13 protein-coding genes are annotated in these 16,101 nt (G+C 63.8%); 3 read left to right on the top strand and 10 right to left on the bottom strand.

Annotated elements, in window-relative coordinates; all coding sequences use genetic code 11:
* Positions 1-30: 30 nt before the first annotated feature.
* The 6 genes from ASF61_RS22040 to ASF61_RS22015 all read right to left on the bottom strand — a co-directional run bounded on the left by ASF61_RS22040 (position 31) and on the right by ASF61_RS22015 (position 9,270).
* Positions 31-1,524, bottom strand: coding sequence for a hypothetical protein (locus tag ASF61_RS22040; protein ID WP_056160956.1), 1,494 nt, complete (start codon positions 1,522-1,524; stop codon positions 31-33).
* A 180-nt stretch (positions 1,525-1,704) separates the two neighbouring features.
* Positions 1,705-4,110 carry a YgiQ family radical SAM protein gene (locus ASF61_RS22035; protein WP_056161121.1) on the bottom strand — a complete coding sequence of 802 codons (2,406 nt, stop codon included), beginning with the start codon at positions 4,108-4,110 and terminating at the stop codon, positions 1,705-1,707.
* A gap of 181 nt (positions 4,111-4,291) precedes the next feature.
* Positions 4,292-4,630 (bottom strand): DUF4404 family protein, encoded by a 339-nt coding sequence (locus ASF61_RS22030; RefSeq protein WP_056160954.1) that lies wholly within the window; start codon positions 4,628-4,630, stop codon positions 4,292-4,294.
* Positions 4,631-4,644: 14 nt separating this feature from the next.
* Positions 4,645-4,854: a VF530 family DNA-binding protein gene (locus ASF61_RS22025; protein ID WP_056160952.1), complete on the bottom strand. Its 210-nt coding sequence runs from the start codon at positions 4,852-4,854 to the stop codon at positions 4,645-4,647.
* Positions 4,855-4,932: 78 nt separating this feature from the next.
* A complete protein-coding gene (locus ASF61_RS22020) occupies positions 4,933-7,068 on the bottom strand; it encodes a M3 family metallopeptidase (protein WP_056160950.1) in 2,136 nt (711 codons plus the stop codon).
* A 66-nt stretch (positions 7,069-7,134) separates the two neighbouring features.
* The gene (locus ASF61_RS22015) at positions 7,135-9,270 is read right to left on the bottom strand and encodes a M3 family metallopeptidase (protein ID WP_056161119.1); all 2,136 of its coding nucleotides are present in this window, start codon (positions 9,268-9,270) and stop codon (positions 7,135-7,137) included.
* Between the two features lie 512 nt (positions 9,271-9,782).
* On the opposite strand from ASF61_RS22015, the gene ASF61_RS23550 reads away from it, so the two are divergent.
* The gene (locus ASF61_RS23550) at positions 9,783-9,998 is read left to right on the top strand and encodes a hypothetical protein (protein WP_156369690.1); all 216 of its coding nucleotides are present in this window, start codon (positions 9,783-9,785) and stop codon (positions 9,996-9,998) included.
* 203 nt (positions 9,999-10,201) lie between these two features.
* Positions 10,202-10,630, top strand: a complete 429-nt coding sequence (locus ASF61_RS23545; protein WP_156369689.1) for a hypothetical protein — start codon at positions 10,202-10,204, stop codon at positions 10,628-10,630.
* Between the two features lie 531 nt (positions 10,631-11,161).
* Here the strand turns inward: ASF61_RS23545 and ASF61_RS22010 are convergent.
* Together ASF61_RS22010 and ASF61_RS22005 are read right to left on the bottom strand one after the other, a co-directional pair.
* Entirely contained in the window at positions 11,162-11,737 is a 576-nt protein-coding gene (locus ASF61_RS22010) for a TMEM175 family protein (protein WP_056160948.1), read from the bottom strand.
* Between the two features lie 91 nt (positions 11,738-11,828).
* The gene (locus ASF61_RS22005) at positions 11,829-12,962 is read right to left on the bottom strand and encodes a GGDEF domain-containing protein (protein WP_056160946.1); all 1,134 of its coding nucleotides are present in this window, start codon (positions 12,960-12,962) and stop codon (positions 11,829-11,831) included.
* A gap of 179 nt (positions 12,963-13,141) precedes the next feature.
* Here ASF61_RS22005 and ASF61_RS22000 point away from each other — a divergent pair, with 179 nt between their 5' ends.
* Positions 13,142-13,609, top strand: coding sequence for a heme-degrading domain-containing protein (locus tag ASF61_RS22000; RefSeq protein WP_056160944.1), 468 nt, complete (start codon positions 13,142-13,144; stop codon positions 13,607-13,609).
* On the opposite strand, the gene ASF61_RS21995 is transcribed toward ASF61_RS22000, so the two are convergent.
* Both ASF61_RS21995 and ASF61_RS21990 read right to left on the bottom strand, forming a co-directional pair.
* A complete protein-coding gene (locus ASF61_RS21995; protein ID WP_056160942.1) occupies positions 13,606-13,815 on the bottom strand; it encodes a SlyX family protein in 210 nt (69 codons plus the stop codon). The two genes, ASF61_RS22000 and ASF61_RS21995, sit on opposite strands and share 4 nt — an antisense overlap.
* A 41-nt stretch (positions 13,816-13,856) precedes the next feature.
* Positions 13,857-15,926 (bottom strand): UvrD-helicase domain-containing protein, encoded by a 2,070-nt coding sequence (locus tag ASF61_RS21990; protein WP_056160940.1) that lies wholly within the window; start codon positions 15,924-15,926, stop codon positions 13,857-13,859.
* Positions 15,927-16,101: the final 175 nt, after the last annotated feature.

The raw sequence follows: 16,101 nt of genomic DNA, 5'->3' as shown, positions 1-16,101 counted from the left end.
GGATGCGGTCCATGGCCATGCCGGCGCGCGCTAGTAGGCAATCGACACCGGCGCCGTGGCGCTGGCGGTGCTGCCGTTGCCGAGCTGGCCGTCGGCGTTCAGGCCCCAGGTCCACAGGCTCAGGGTGTTGCCGTTGGTTTGCAGGGCGGCGCTGTGGTTGGCGCCGGCCGCCACCGCTTTCCAGGTATTCAGGCTGCCCACTTGCAGCGGCAGCAGGCTGCCGGCCACGGTCTGGCCCAGCTGCCCGTCCGCGCCACGGCCCCAGGCCCACAGCGTGCCGTCGTTGCGCACGCCGATCGAGTGGCTGAGGCCGCCGGCCACCTGGGTCCAGCGCGCGCCGGTGCCGATCTGGACCGGCGACGATTGCGCGCTGGTGCTGTTGTTGCCGATCTGGCCGCTCTCGCCGGCGCCCCAGGCGAACAGCACACCGTCGTCGTTGCGGATCGCCAGCGAGTGGTTGCTGCCGGCAGCGACGGCCGACCAGTTGGCGGTGCCGACCTGGGTCGGCACGCCCACCCTGGTGCCGGTGATGCCGTTGCCGAGCTGGCCGTAGGTGTTGTCGCCCCAGGTCCACAGGCTCTGGTCGCTGCGCCGGATGGCCAGGGTATGGGCGTCGCCGGCTGCTACTGCCAGCCAGCTGTCGGTGCCGAGGCGGGTGGGCACCAGCAGGTCGACGGTCTTGCCGTCGCCGAGCTGGCTCGCATAGTTATTGCCCCAAACCCACAGCGACACCACCGCCGGCCCCGAGCTGGCCGTGGACGTGCGCAGCGCCACCACGTGCGACTTGCCGGCCGCCACATAGGTCCAGTCCTTGGCCGTGCCGACCTGGGTCGGCACCATGCGCGGCACCTGGTCGCCCTGGCCCAGCTGGCCGAACAGGTTATAACCCCACGACCACAAGGTACCGTCGGTGCGGATCGCCACTGCAAAGCTGTCGCCCATGGCGACCTGTTTCCAGACGCCGGTGCTGCCTGCCACGATGACCGGCGTGTTGCGGTTGGAATTGCTGCCGTCGCCGAGCTGGCCTTGCAGGTTGCGGCCCCAGCTGTAGAGATTGCCGTCGGTCTTGAGGGCAATGGTCTGGTTGCCGCCGGCCGCCACCTGGGTCCACGGCGCGATCGACGTCACGTCAATGGACGCGGAGACGGCTGCCGTGGTGGTGGACGCAGCCTGGGTGGCGATGATGGAATCGGTGCCGATGGCCTTGCCGCTGGCAATGCCGGCGCTGGTCACTTGCACCACCGACGCGCCGCCCGACTTGGTGCTCCAGGTCAGACCGGTCAGCGGCTTGGTGGTGCCGTCGCTGTAGGTGCCGGTGGCAGTCAGGGTCAGCGTGGCGCCATTGACGATCAGTGTTGTCGATGGCGCGGTGATGGCGATGCTGCGCAGGGTGACTGCAGCCGGCGTGGTGCTGCCGCCCCCACCGCTGTCGCCGCCTCCACCGCCACCGCAGGCCGACAACAGCACAGCAAACAGGGCGAACAGCGGCGCCAGCCACCGTGCAGGGGAAGTGAAGTTTTTCATGTGAGTCCTGGGAAAGGTTTGCACCAGTGTAGCGCGTGGCAGCGGGTCGGGATCAAGCGAGCACGGGGCTTTTCATCGCGCATTTACGCGAATGGCGCAATTACGCAACACCTGGCACGGCCATAAAAAAAGCAGGCACCGGTGACGGTGCCTGCTGATGATGTCCTTCGATGTGGCTAGTTACTTGCGGCCGCGCGGCGGTGCAGCGTTGTGCGCCGTACCGCGCGCCGGCTTGCCGCCCTTGGCCGGCGGCGGCGCTGCCTTCTTGACCTTGATGGTGTCGAGAATCGACGCGCGCACCTTGGTTTCCACGGTCTGGCGCGCGGTCAGCGAACCGGTCAGCGCATTGGCGCGCTGGCCCGGCGGCTGGGGCGCACCGCCAGCCGCGATGCCGGACTTGGCGCCAGCGCGACCACGCCCTCCCTTGACCGTGCCGGGAATCGGCAGCGCCGAGGCCGGGCCACGGCGGCCGTCGGTGCTGGGCTTGCTGTCGGCTTCTCCCGCCGACCAGGCCGGAATCAAATGCTTCTCGCCATTGCCGATCAGGTCGGCGCGGCCGAGCGCCACCAGCGCCTCGCGCAGGATCGGCCAGTTTTCCGGGTCCTGGTAACGCAGGAACGCCTTATGGGTGCGGCGGATCTTGCCGCTGCGCGCCGTTTCCACCACTTCCGAATCTTCCGTGACCTTGCGCAGCGGGTTCTTGCGCGAGTGGTACATGGTGGTGGCCATCGCCATCGGCGTCGGCATGAAGGTTTGTACCTGGTCGAGCTTGAAGTTGTTTTTCTTCAGCCACAGCGCCAGGTTCAGCATGTCCAGGTCGGTCGTGCCCGGGTGGGCGGCGATGAAGTACGGGATCAGGTACTGCTTCTTGCCCGCTTCGAGCGAGAAGCGTTCGAACATTTCCTTGAACTCGTCGTAGGCGCCGATGCCCGGCTTCATCATCTTCGACAGCGTGTTTTCTTCCGTGTGCTCAGGCGCGATCTTGAGCAGGCCGCCGACGTGGTGGGTGACCAGTTCCTTGACGTACTCGGGCGAGCGCACGGCGATGTCGTAGCGCAGGCCCGAGCTGATCAGGATTTTTTTCACGCCCGGAATCGCGCGCGCCTTGCGGTACAGCGAGATCAGCTTGCTGTGGTCGGTGCCGAGGTTGACGCAGATCGACGGATACACGCACGACAGGCGGCGGCAGGTTTCCTCGATCTTCGGATCCTTGCAGGCCAGCCGGTACATATTCGCGGTGGGGCCGCCGAGGTCGGAAATGGTGCCGGTAAAACCCTTGGTCTTGTCGCGGATGTGCTCGATCTCGCGCAGGATCGACGGCTCCGAGCGGCTCTGGATGATGCGGCCCTCGTGCTCGGTGATCGAGCAGAACGTGCAGCCGCCGAAGCAGCCGCGCATGATGTTGACCGAAAAACGGATCATTTCCCAGGCCGGGATGCGGGCCTTGCCGTAGAACGGGTGCGGCGCGCGCGCATAGTTCATGTCGTACACGCCATCCATCTCGTCCATGCGCAGCGGCAGCGGCGGCGGATTGATCCACACGTCACGCTCGCCATGGGCCTGCACCAGCGCGCGCGCGTTGCCGGGATTCGATTCCAGGTGGAACACCCGAGAGGCGTGCGCGTACATCACCGGATCGGCGCTGACGGTCTCGAACGACGGCAGCCGCACCACGGTCTTGGTGTGTTTTTCCTTTTCCATGGCCAGGCGGTCTTCGCGGCTCATGAAACGCATCGGTTTGACGATGCCGGCGGCGGGTGCCGCAGGTGCAGCAGCAGCAACAGCCGGTGCCGGCGCGGTTGGCGCCACCGGCTGCGGTTCGACCATCGCTTCGTTCACTTCGGCGCCAGCGGCCTTCGGTGCGTTATCGGTCGCGCACGACGCCGTGTTCTGCGTCACCATCATGTACGGGTCGATCGGCGGATCGATCTTGCCCGGCGTATCCATGCGGGTGCTGTTGTGCACGCCCCACTCGTCGCTCGGCAGCCAGCCGCCCGGCACCAGGAAGGCGGTGCCGCGCAGGTCGCGGATGGTCTTGATGTCTTCACCGGCAGCCATGCGGTGGGTCAGGTCCACCAGCGCGCGCTCGGCATTGCCGAAGATCAGCAGGTCAGCCTTGGAGTCGAGCAGCACCGAGCGGCGCACCTTGTCGGACCAGTAATCGTAGTGGGCGATGCGGCGCAGCGAGGCTTCGATCGAACCGATCACCACCGGCGTGCCCGGATACGCCTCGCGCGAGCGCTGGGCATACACGGTGACCGCGCGGTCAGGGCGCTTGTTCGGTTCGCCATTGGCGGTGTAAGCGTCGTCGGAGCGGATCTTGCGGTCGGCCGTGTAGCGGTTGACCATCGAATCCATATTGCCGGCAGTCACGCCGAAGTACAGGCGCGGCTTGCCGAGCGCGCGGAAGGCGTCGGCCGAATGCCAGTCGGGCTGTGAAATGATGCCGACGCGGAAGCCTTGCGCTTCCAGCAGGCGACCGACCAGGGCCATGCCGAAGCTCGGATGGTCGATGTAGGCGTCGCCGGTGATCAGGATCACGTCGCACTCGTCCCAGCCGAGCGCGTCCATCTCCGCGCGGGACATCGGCAGGAAAGGCGCAGCAGCAGCGCGCGCAGACCGCTTGGGGACGGTCGCAAATAAATTGGTAGGGGAGATCATATCGGACAGCATTGTACCGGAAATGCTCCGCCCCCGCTCACCCGGCGCAAGAAAAAATCTTTACGTTTCAATCACTTGTAACAAAACCGCACTGGCTGGGCAGGGTTTAGATCCCCATGTTCGAGAGGATGCGTCCCAGTTCGCGCAGGGCCGGTTCCAGCGTCGGATGCTGGGCCGCGAACTTGGCCGAGATTTCCTGCGTGCGTTCGGCCAGACCATAGGTGGTGCTTTCCTCGACTTCGGGCACCGGGTTGATTGCCGCTGGCACCGTGGCCACGCCAGCGACGGCCGGCGCGGCCGCGGCCATGCCCTGGCGGCGCGCCAGCAGCGACTGGATGTCGCCATCGAGGCGCAACAGCAGGCTTTTCAGTTCCTCGTCGACCGGGCCGGCCACGGCCAGCTTGCCTTGCAGGTCTTGCAGCGATGCTTTGAGATGGTTGTCCATGATAATCCTCTTAGTCAATCGGCAAACTTGGTGGATTGGTACAGCGCTTCCACCTGTGCTCTTGCCCACGGCGTGCGGCGCAGGAATTTCAGGCTGGATTTGATGCTGGGATCGCTGATAAAGCAATTGATGTCGATCTTGCGACCCAGCTGGTCCCAGCCATAGTGCGCCTGCAGACGGGTCAGCATCGCTTCCAGCGTCACGCCGTGTAAATCGTTACGCATAATTATTCCAAAAAAACTTGGGGCCGGGATGATTCTGACAGAAATCGCCCTCGGCCCCGGTACGGTCGATAACGCTGATTACTTCTCGGTCAGCCCACGACGCTCGAGCAACGGCTCGACTTGCGGATCATGTCCGCGGAAGGCGCGGAACATCTGCATCGCGTCCATGGTGCCGCCCTTGGACAGCAGCATCTTGCGGAAGTAGTCGCCGTTCTTGCGCAGCATGCCGCCGTTTTCGTTGAACCACAGTACCGTTTCCGCATCGAGGCGCTCGGCCCACAGGTAGCCGTAGTAACCGGCCGAATAGCCGCCCGCGAACACGTGCGAGAAGTACGTGGTGCGGTAGCGCGGCGGCACCGGCGCGTAATCGACGCCGGCCGCCTTGAGCGAAGCCGCTTCGAAACCCAGCACGTCGGTCGGGATCTGCGCCACGCCCAGCTGGTGCCATTTCTGGTCCAGCATGGCAGCGGCCAGGTACTCGGTGGTGCGGAAGCCTTCGTTGAATTTCTTCGAGGCGAGCACCTTGTCGAGCAGTTCCTGCGGCATCGGCGCGCCGGTCTGGTAATGCTTGGCGTAGTTGGCCAGCACCTTGGGCTCGGTCGACCACATCTCGTTGACCTGGGACGGGAATTCGACGAAGTCGCGCGGCACGCTGGTGCCCGAGAAGCGCGGGTATTTCACGTTCGAGAACATGCCGTGCAGCGCATGGCCGAACTCGTGGAACAGCGTGCGCGTTTCGTCGTAGGTGAGCAGGGTCGGCTCGCCGTCGGCCGGCTTCGGGATATTGAGGTGGTTGGCCACCACCGGGTGGGTCCCGAGCAGCGACGACTGCGACACATAGGCATTCATCCAGGCGCCGCCGCGCTTGTTGCCGCGCGCATAAAAGTCGGCGATGAAGATGGCCAGCTGCTTGCCGTCGGCGTCGAACACGTCGAAGGTGCGCACGTCCGGGTGATACACCGGCAAGTCCTTGCGCTCCTTGAAGGTCAGGCCATACACCTGGTTGGCCGCGAAGAACACGCCGTTGACCAGCACGCTGTTGAGTTCGAAGTACGGTTTGAGCTGGTTCTGGTCGAAATTGAAGCGCGCGGCGCGTACCTTGTCGCTGTAGAAGGCCCAGTCATGCGCGGCCAACTGGAAGCCCCCCTTCTCTTGATCGATCACCTGCTGGATTTCGGCGCCTTCCTTCCTGGCGTTGGCCACGGCCGGGCGGGCGAACGCGGACAGCAGTTCGTTGACCGCTGCCGGCGTGCGCGCGGTCTGGTCTTCCAGCGCGTAGGCGGCAAAGCTCGGGTAGCCGAGCAGCGCGGCTTTTTCGGCGCGCAGCTTGGTCAGCTCCAGCACCACGGCCCTGTTGTCGTACTTGCCGCCATGGCTACCGCGCGCCAGCGACGCAGCCATCAGGCGCTCGCGCACGCTGCGGTCGGTCAGCACGGCCAGGTTGGCCTGACCGGTGGTGTTGACCACCGGAATGGCGAACTTGCCTTCCAGGCCGCGCGCGGCAGCGACCTTGGCGGCAGCGTCGATGGCCTGGTCGCTCATGCCGGCCAGCTCGGCGCGCCGGTCGAGGATCAGCGCCGAGGCATTCGCTTCTTCCAGCACGTTTTGCGCGAACGTGGTTTGCAGCTTGGCCAGCTGGGCGTTCATGGCTTTGAGCTTGTCCTTGTCGGCAGCCGAGAGCCGGGCGCCGGCGCGCACGAAATCGGTGTGGTAGCGCTCGAGCAGGTACTTGGATTCGGCATCGAGGCCGAGCGTGTCGCGGCGGTCGTACAGCGACTTGATGCGCGCATACAGCTTGGGATTGAGGCGGATGGCGTCGCCGTGCGCGGCAAACTTGGGCGAGAGCTCGCGCTCGAGCGCCTTGAAGGTATCGTTGGTGTTGGCGCCGGACAGGTTGCCGAACACGCTGGAGACGCGCGCCAGCAGGCGGCCCGATTTCTCCATCGCCACGATGGTGTTGTCGAACGTGGCCGGCGCCTTGTTGTCGGCGATTTTTTCGATCTCGGCTGCCTGCTGGCGCATGCCTTCGGCAAACGCCGGCGCGTAGTCGGCGTCCTGGATCTTGTCGAACTGGGGATAGCCGTATTGCAAGGGGCTGACCTTGGCGAACGGATTGCTCGCCGCAAGCATCGATGCCGGTTCTGCGGTAGCAGCATGGGCAACGCTGCAGATGGCAGCGATGCTGGCGGCGATGATCAGGTTACTACGAATCATGGTGTCCCTTCGAGAGAATTGGATACCGCCCCCGTTGCCGGGGGCGGAGGATCGGGCACAGCGGCATTACTTGCCGGTCAGGCCACGGCGCTCCAGCAGCGGCTCGATGATCGGATCGCGGCCGCGGAAGTTGCGGAACAGGTTCATGGCGTCGTCGGTACCGCCGCGCGAGAGCAGCTTGCTGCGGAACCAGTCGCCGTTTTCGCGCTTCAGGCCGCCCTTCTCCTTGAACCACTCGACGGTGTCGGCATCGAGCTTTTCCGACCACAGGTAGGCGTAATAACCGGCCGAATAACCGCCCGAGAAGCTATGCGAGAAATACGTGGTGCGGTAGCGCGGCGGCACCGGCGCGAAGTCCACGCCCATGTCCTGCAGCGACTTCGCTTCGAAGGCCAGCACGTCGGTCGGGATTTGCGCCGGCGTCAGCTGGTGCCAGCGCTGGTCCAGCAGCGACGCCGACAGGTACTCGGTGGTCTTGAAGCCCTGGTTGAATTTCTTCGAAGCGATCACCTTGTCCAGCAATTCCTTGGGCATCGGCGCGCCGGTCTTGTAGTGCTTGGCGTAGTTGGCCAGCACTTCGGGCCAGATCGCCCACATCTCGTTGACCTGCGACGGATACTCGACGAAGTCGCGCGGCACGTTGGTGCCCGAGAAGCGCGGATACTTGACGTTGGAGAACATGCCGTGCAGGGCATGGCCGAATTCGTGGAAGGCGGTGGTCACCTCATCGTAGGTCAGCAGGGTCGGCTCGCCCGCTGGCGGCTTCGGAATATTGAGGTGGTTGGCCACCACCGACCTGGTGCCCAGCAGCGACGATTGCGAGATGTACTCGTTCATCCAGGCGCCGCCCTGCTTGTTGCCGCGCGCGTACATATCGGCCAGGAAGATGGCCAGCTGCTTGCCATCGGCATCGAACACGTCGAACACGCGCACGTCCGGGTTGTACACCGGCAGGTCCTTGCGTTCCTTGAAGGTGATGCCGTAGAGCTTGGTTGCAGCGAAGAACACGCCGTTGATCAAGACGTTATTCAGTTCGAAATAAGGCTTGAGCTGGTTCTCGTCAAACGCGAAGCGCTGGGCGCGCACCTTGTCGGTGTAATAGGCCCAGTCGGCCGCGCCGATCTTGAAATTCTGCTTGTCCGCATCGACCACCGCCTGCAGGTCGGCCGCCTCCTTTTTGGCGTTGTTGACGGCGGGCGCGGCCAGCTCGGTGAGCAGCTTGTTGACAGCGGCCGTGTCGTGCGCAGTCTGGTCTTCCAGCGAGTAGGCGGCAAAGTTTTCGTAGCCGAGCAGGGTGGCCTTTTCAGCGCGCGCCTTGGCGATCTGCAGCACCAGCTGGCGGTTGTCGAACTGGCTGCCGTGGCTGCCGCGCTCGAGCGAGACGGCCATCAGCTTTTCGCGCACCTTGCGCTTGGTCAGCACGGCCAGCGGCGGCTGGCCGGTGGTGTTGACCAGCGCGATGACGAACTTGCCGTCCTTGCCCTGGGCCTTGGCAGCGGCAGCGGCCGCATCGATCTCGGCCGCGCTCATGCCGTCCAGTTCTTCACGGGTATCGACCACCAGCGCCGAAGCGTTGAGTTCCTTGAGCACGTTCTGAGTGAACGACGTCTGCAGCGTGGCCAGCTTGCCGTTGAGGTCACGCAGCTTGTCCTTGTCGGCAGCGGACAGTTTGGCGCCGGCGCGCACGAAGTCGGTGTGGTAACGCTCGAGCAAGTGCTTCGATTCGGCATCGAGCTTCAGGCTGTCGCGCTTGTCGTACAGCGCTTTCACGCGCGCATACAGTTTTGGGTTGAGGTAGATGGCGTCGCTGTGGGCGGCCAGCTTGGGCGACATCTCGCTGTCGATCGCGTCGAGCTTGTCGTTGGTGTTGGCGCCTTGCAGGTTGCTGAACGTGGTTTGCACGCGGGTCAGCAGCGCGCCCGATTTTTCCATCGCCACGATGGTGTTGTCGAACGTGGCTGGCGCCTTGTTGTCGGCAATCGCGTTGATTTCCTTCATGTGGATCTTCATGCCCTCGGCAAAGGCAGGCAGGAAGTGCTCATCCTTGATCTTGTCGAACGCCGGATACTGGAACGGCAGGGTGCTGGCAGTGGCCAGCGGATTGCCTGCCAGTGGCGCGGCAGCAGGCGCGGCTGCCAGGACGGGTTGCGCGAAGGCGATGCCAAGCGCGGCGGCAACAAGCAGCAGGTGGGGACGGGCCATGTCGATCTCTTTCATTAAACGCCAAGGGAAACGCTGCCGCAGCGGGAACGGAGCCCCTGCGTAGCGCACAAGCATTCGATCATAGCAGGGCGACAAGGTTGACGTCACGGGCAAAAATTGCTGCAGTGCAGTTGATCGGAACACGCAGCGGTTTCCCGAATAAAGATTCGTTCACGGAAACAATCTTCGAACAACACCGACGCAGGAACGCAACAGCAGCGTGAAAAAGTCGGTGCCGGTAGGGCTCCCAGGCGATGTGCTTCGTTGTGCAGCAGCAGCTGCTGCGACGGCACAGGAACGAACGGCGTTCTGTCAGCGCGTGCGCACCGGGATGCTTGATGACGAAGCGCAGCGCTCGGCAAATAATCGTCGCTCCAGATCGCTGTGCCTAGCACGAAACCGCGCCTGTTCGCTGCTGCCAAGGTTGAGGCACCTCATCGGTGCTGTCTTGACTGCGCCGCCGTTGAAAACCACCATGATGCAACTTGTGCTGATGGGTGGGGGGACCAGTGATGCGTCAGTTAGAAGAAGATATACCAGCTGCGGACGCGCTTGACCGCGACCGCCACGATGGCACGCGCTTGTTGGACAAGGTCGTGATCGTTGCGATGGCAGCCGTGGCCGCCGTCGCCGTGTACGCGGCGTGCAGTGCGCCTGCGCCGCCGCCGGCTACCGCGCTGACGTTCTCGCGCGAATGCCTGGACCCGCATTGCCTGTCCGAACAGTGAACCACCCACACTTGTCAGGTAACACAAAACATGAAAACTGTAACAAGTTAGTGAAAACTGCGTGTCACGTTTGCTGAAAAACTTTCTCTGATGCCCGACGTTGCGACGAAGGCAACGGCTGTCGTACACTGGCCGAATTTCCGCTATCGGCCACCAGCAGACATTGCCAGTCCAGAAAACGCCAAAATTATGAGAGAAAATTGATGAGCATAGTACTTGACGACGTGGTATCGACCGCCAAACATGCTGTAACCACGTTTCATGAACGGTCAAATAATGGTCTGGATTTTTCGGAGGACAGCCTTTCGATCGTTGAAGAAATGCTGGCAGAAGCATCCGACTACGTAGGCGAAATGCCGCAGTCGCAGGTTTCGGGACTTGTTCAACTGCTCGGTTGCTACATCCTCGAAGTGGCCCGCGCAGCATATGGTGGAGAGTACGCCTGGATTGATGACACGCGAGGTCCTGTGCTTGTTGTGGGCGAACCGGTGACACATATCGCCATCTCCACCTGGGCCAAAGTACGCGGTCGTTTGAGCGGCGACCCAGCCGACAATATTCCGTTTTTTTACCAGGGTTTCGCCGAAATGGCGCGCAAGCGGCCACCTGGACAAAGAACACTGTTTGTGTGATCTGAGCTATTTGAAAGCCCGATATGGCCCGGAAGCAGCCTGTCGATAGGCCCCGCCAGCCCGCAGAAATTTTTCAGTATTCGAGGCACATCAGCCGAAAATTTTCACTTTCTGTGTCACTTCACTATGCCCGGTGTGACAGAGATAGTGAAAAAAGCCTTTGCAATCAGTAACCGATTTTTCACTTAGTGCCACACCCGACAACACTATCGAAATTATCGAACACCTCAGGAGAAATCATGATGGCAACCGCCATCGCCCGGCCAGGTCAAGCCTGCCCCAAGCAGCCACGCCCTGATCGTGATCGATCACCAGTCGCAAATGGCGTTTGCCACCAAGTCGATCGACATGGTGCAACGGCCTAACAACGTGGCGCTGGTGGCCTAGGCTGCCAGGCAATTCAAGGTACCCTACGACGGCACCGTCAAGACCGCAATCGCCAACGGCGGCGGCCTGGGGCTGATTTACGCCAAACCATGTTCAACGCTTCCGAAGGCCAATGATCGGGCTGGTGGAGCGCCGGGCTGCTGGTCAGGCGCGCAGCTGCGCCTCGATGCGGCGGTCCGGCAGGAACCAGACCATGGCGCAGATGATGTACAGCAGGTAGGCCGCACAGACGTGCAGATAGGCCAGCGGAATGGCCAGCAGGTACAGCAGCACCGACACTGCTCCCTTGTATTCCTTGCCGACCGCGTTGGCAAGGACGTGGTCCTTGGGATTGCAGGCAATCAGGCATTTTTCCAGCACATAATAGGCCACCGCCGCGAAAAACAGCACCACGCCATACAGCGCGACCGGCAGCGGCGCCATCACGTTCTCGCCCACCCAGGTCGTGGTGAACGGAATCAGCGACAGCCAGAACAGCAAGTGCAGGTTGGCCCACAACACCTTGCCGTTGACACGTGCCGAGGCGTTGAGCATGTGGTGGTGGTTGTTCCAGTAGATGCCCACGTACACGAAGCTGAGCACATAGCCGAGCAGCACCGGCGTCAGCGCCTCGAGCGCGGCCAGGCTGGCGCCGTGCGGCACCTTCAGTTCGAGCACCATGATGGTAATGATGATGGCGATCACGCCATCGCTGAACGCTTCCAGCCGGTTCTTGCCCATGTCTCTGCCTCGCACCACGATGCGGCAATTGTAGCGCCGGACGCGGTGGCGGCCCCTCTGCGGAAAGGCAGAGGGGCCGGTGCGGCAGGCGTTACGCCGCAGCGTGGCCGTCGCCGGTCAGGGTCATGCCGCGCCCGCGCTGCTTGGCGCAGTACATGGCGCTGTCGGCGCGCTGCAGCATGGCTTCGATGGTGTCGTCGTCGGCAAGGCGCAGGGCGATGCCGGCGCTGTACGACAGGTCGAAGCCGAGCTTTTGCGGTGCATGCAGCCGCAGCCATTCGCGCAGGCGCTGGTCGTACGCCTGCACCGACGCGATGTCGGCGCCGTTGAGCAGCACGCAGAATTCCTCGCCGCCGTAGCGGCAGCACAGGTCGCCCACGCGGCTCACTGCGCACAGCGCCTTGGCGAATTTTTGCAGCGCCAGGTCGCCCACGGCATGGCCGCGGGTGTCGTTGATCTGCTTGAAGTAATCGAGATCGACCATCAGCACGCCGATCGGCTGCCGCTGGCGCACGCTCTTGGCCAGCTCGACGCCGGCCAGCGCCAGCCAGGCGCGGCGGTTAAGGGCGCCGGTCAGGCCGTCGACGGTGGCCAGGCGTTCGAGTTCGCGCGCCGCCTCGTCGCGGTGGGCCAGCAGCAGCGCTGCCAACGACAGCGTCACCGTGACGTGGGACACCAGCGAGAACACCATGTTGACCGGGTGCGGCGTCATGAAGGTGGGGAACTGCCCGGTGTAGAACGCCCCGAGCACGCCGCGCCAGCCGGTGATGACCATCTGCGCCAGCAGCGAAATGACCAGCAGCCAGCGCCAGCGGCCCACGCGCACCTGGGTGCGGCGGCACAGCGACGCCACCACCATGGCGATCTGCAGCGCCAGCAGGCCGTTCGACCAACCCACCCGGAACGGGTAGCTGCCATAGCCGATGCAATAGCCCAGCGTCATCACGACCGCCACGCCCAACGACGCGCCGATGCTGGCCTTGCGGCCGCACCACAGGTCGAAGGCGGCGGCGTTGCACACCATGCCGCCGGCAATGGCGCCCATCGACAGCGTGGACAAGGTCCGGTCGAGCAGGCTGTCGGGGATCACCGCGCAGGCGACCAGCAGCAGGATCCAGCCCACCGTGTGCAGCACGATGCCGGCCTGGGCATAGCGCGCCGCCCGGTTGACCTGCCCCATGAAATACGGCAGCGCCACCGCCATGATCGTCAAATTGAGTGTCATGGCAACCAGCAATGAGGAGACGTCTATATGCATCGAGTCGGGGGCGAAGGTCAGGCTGGCTGCGGGATTCGGCGTGCAGTATAGCGTACAACAAGCGGGCCCGAGTGTGCTGGCGTGGACAATTACAACGTTTCACCCTATGCTCGAACATTAAAATTTTGTGACATGAGGCAACATCAATGGAGAATTTCGCCGAGCAGCTGGAAACCCTGACGCGCCAGGAACAGGAGCTGCAATTTACCGCCTTTACCAGCGATACCGCGCTGGCGCTGGGCCTGAAAATCGTCGACCTGGTGCGCCAGCGCGGCAAGGCCGTCACCGTCAACGTCACGGTCAACGGCAAGGTGCTGTTCCACCACGCGATGCAGGGCGCGTCAGCCGACCAGGCCGACTGGATCCGGCGCAAGAACAACGTGGTGCAGCGGTTCGGGCGCTCGTCGTTCTTCGTCGGCATCGACCACAAGCACCGTGGCGTGGTGTTCGACGAGATTAAGTACCTGCCGCCGCAAGACTACGCCGCCCACGGCGGCGCCTTCCCGCTGCTCATCAAGAACGTCGGCCTGATCGGCACCGTCACCATCTCCGGCCTGCGCCAGGCCGACGACCATGCCATCGCGGTCGAGGCCCTGCGCGCGGTACTGGCCTAGTAGTGCGGCGGCGGCTCGTGGGGCAGCTGGCTGCCGCCGGTCTGGGGCTGGGTGCGGATATGCTGGACCAGGGCCGCGCATAGCTGTTCGAGCTTGTCGATTTGCTGCTGTTGCTCGTAGATGCGCTGGCCCAGCGATTCCACCAGGTGTTCCTGGTGGGCGATCTTGATTTCGAGGTCGATGAAGCGGTCTTCGGTGGTGCTCACGGCGTCACTCCTGGCTGGGAAGCGGGCATTCTACCGCGGTCTTACGGTTGCGGCGTGGGCCGCGGCGTGGCCAGCAGCTCCTTCATGCGCGCCAGGCGTTCCCGCGGCGTGATCACTTCGGACTCCTGCGGCGGCGCCGTGCCGGCGTCGAGCGCCATTTCCTTGATGAAGCGCGACGGGTCGCAATGGACCTGTTCGCCGGCGCGCTTGCGCTTCTTGCACCAGGTGATCTGCAGCGTGCGCTGGGCGCGCGTGATGCCCACGTACATCAGGCGCCGCTCTTCCTGCACCCGCGCGGCGATCGTTTCGGCCGGCGCGTCCGGGTCGCCCTTGTGCGGCAGGATGCCCTCCTCCACGCCGACCAGGAACACGTGCGGGTATTCGAGTCCCTTCGAGGCGTGCAGGGTGGACATGCGCACCGCGTCCGGGTCTTCGTCCTGGCCCTCGAGCATCGACATCAGCGCCACCATCTGCGTCAGCTCGAGCACGTTCTTTTCCTCGCCGTCGCGGTCCTTGCCGCCGCGGCCCCGTTCCTTGAGCCAGTTGACGAATTCCATCACGTTCTGCCACTTCGACTGCGCGGCGCGCTCATCGAACATGTCGTACAGGAAGGACTCGTAGTTGATCGCCTCGAGCAGGTCGTCGAGCACCTGGGCGGCGTTGTCGCCGCTGCCGCTCGGGCCCGGGCGGCTGGCGCGCGATTCGAGGTGGTTGATGAAATTGCAGAAGTCGCGCAGCGGCCGCAACTGCTTGTCGGCCAGCAGGCCCTCGATGCCGCCCTTGAACACGGCTTCGAACAGCGAACACTGCCATTGACCCGAGAACGTGCCCAGCGTCTCCAGCGTGCTCTGCCCAACACCCCGGCGCGGCGTGGTCACGGCGCGGATGAAGGCCGGGTCGTCGTCGGTGTTGGCCAAGAGGCGCAGGTAGCTGATGATGTCCTTGATCTCGGCCTTGTCGAAAAAGCTCTGGCCGCCCGAGATCGTGTACGGAATGCGCTCCTTGCGCAGCGCCTGCTCGATCACGCGCGCCTGGTGGTTGCCGCGGTACAGGATCGCGTAGTCCGACCATTTGTTTTTGCGCTGGAAATGGTCGGCCGAAATCATCATCGCCACCTGGTCCGCTTCCTGGTCGTCGTTGGCCATGCCCAGCACGTTGATCGGCTCGCCCATGCCGTGCTCGGACCACAGCGACTTGTCGAACAGCTTGGGGTTGTTGCCGATGACCGCGTTGGCCGCCTGCAGGATGCGCGTGGTCGAGCGGTAATTCTGCTCGAGCTTGATCACCTCGAGGTCGGGGAAATCGGTCTGCAGCGTTTTCAGGTTTTCCACCGAGGCGCCGCGCCAGGCGTAAATGGCCTGGTCATCGTCGCCCACGGCGGTAAACATCGGTTTCTTGTTGATGCCGGTCACCAGCAGCTTGACCAGCTCGTACTGGCAGGTATTGGTGTCCTGGTACTCGTCCATCAGCAGGTAGCGCAGGCGGCGCTGCCACTTGTCGCGGATCGGCTCGTTATTCCGGAACAGTTCCACCGGCAGCCGGATCAGGTCGTCGAAATCGACGGCCTGGTAGGCCGACAGCGTGGCCACGTAGCTGGCGTAGATGCGCGCCGACTGCGCCTCGTCCTCGTCCTTGGCGTGCTGCAGCGCCACCGCCGGATCGACCAGGCCGTTCTTCCACAGCGAGATGTCGGTCTGGATGCGGCGCACGATCTGCTTGTCGGTGGTGATCGCCAGGTCCTGCACCAGCGAGCCGCAGTCGTCGCTGTCCATGATCGAAAAGCGGTCCTTCAAGCCCACGCCATGCGCCTCCTGGCGCAGGATTTTCACGCCCAGCGAATGGAAGGTCGACACCGTCAGCTGCTTGGCCTGCTTGGGCTGCTTGAGCAGCTTGGCGATCCGCTCCTGCATCTCGAGCGCGGCCTTGTTGGTGAAGGTCAGCGCAGCGATGGTGCGCGGGTCGTAGCCGCGGTCCTCGATCAAATGGGCGATTTTCTGGGTGATCACCCGCGTCTTGCCCGAGCCGGCGCCGGCCAGCACCAGGCACGGGCCGTCCAGATAGGCAACGGCCGCGCTTTGCGGGGCGTTGAGACCGAATGAGGGTTTGGACATGGATGCGGGCGGGAAGAAAACGGAAAGCCGCCTATTGTAGCAGCGCTGGCAGCGCCGGGTTCGGCGCAGCGGCCGGTGCTGCCGGCCGCACGGTTGAAATCGCCGATTACGTTACCATCTGGGAAACGAGGCGCACGGACGCCGTGCCACTACCAGTCATTTACAAAGATGAATC

The sequence above is a fragment of the Duganella sp. Leaf126 genome (genome assembly GCF_001423125.1).
Classification (GTDB): domain Bacteria; phylum Pseudomonadota; class Gammaproteobacteria; order Burkholderiales; family Burkholderiaceae_D; genus Rugamonas.
The sequence above is the reverse complement of the archived record's forward strand: the minus strand, read 5'-3'. Positions and strand labels throughout refer to the sequence as shown.

What these genes read in the sequence shown, in the direction of transcription:
- ASF61_RS22040 (WP_056160956.1), bottom strand. Translation starts at nt 1,524, where the DNA reads ATGAAAAACTTCACTTCCCCTGCACGGTGGCTGGCGCCGCTGTTCGCC.
- ASF61_RS22035 (WP_056161121.1), bottom strand. Translation starts at nt 4,110, where the DNA reads ATGTCCCGCGCGGAGATGGACGCGCTCGGCTGGGACGAGTGCGACGTG.
- ASF61_RS22030 (WP_056160954.1), bottom strand. Translation starts at nt 4,630, where the DNA reads ATGGACAACCATCTCAAAGCATCGCTGCAAGACCTGCAAGGCAAGCTG.
- ASF61_RS22025 (WP_056160952.1), bottom strand. Translation starts at nt 4,854, where the DNA reads ATGCGTAACGATTTACACGGCGTGACGCTGGAAGCGATGCTGACCCGT.
- ASF61_RS22020 (WP_056160950.1), bottom strand. Translation starts at nt 7,068, where the DNA reads ATGATTCGTAGTAACCTGATCATCGCCGCCAGCATCGCTGCCATCTGC.
- ASF61_RS22015 (WP_056161119.1), bottom strand. Translation starts at nt 9,270, where the DNA reads ATGGCCCGTCCCCACCTGCTGCTTGTTGCCGCCGCGCTTGGCATCGCC.
- ASF61_RS23550 (WP_156369690.1), top strand. Translation starts at nt 9,783, where the DNA reads ATGCGTCAGTTAGAAGAAGATATACCAGCTGCGGACGCGCTTGACCGC.
- ASF61_RS23545 (WP_156369689.1), top strand. Translation starts at nt 10,202, where the DNA reads ATGAGCATAGTACTTGACGACGTGGTATCGACCGCCAAACATGCTGTA.
- ASF61_RS22010 (WP_056160948.1), bottom strand. Translation starts at nt 11,737, where the DNA reads ATGGGCAAGAACCGGCTGGAAGCGTTCAGCGATGGCGTGATCGCCATC.
- ASF61_RS22005 (WP_056160946.1), bottom strand. Translation starts at nt 12,962, where the DNA reads ATGACACTCAATTTGACGATCATGGCGGTGGCGCTGCCGTATTTCATG.
- ASF61_RS22000 (WP_056160944.1), top strand. Translation starts at nt 13,142, where the DNA reads ATGGAGAATTTCGCCGAGCAGCTGGAAACCCTGACGCGCCAGGAACAG.
- ASF61_RS21990 (WP_056160940.1), bottom strand. Translation starts at nt 15,926, where the DNA reads ATGTCCAAACCCTCATTCGGTCTCAACGCCCCGCAAAGCGCGGCCGTT.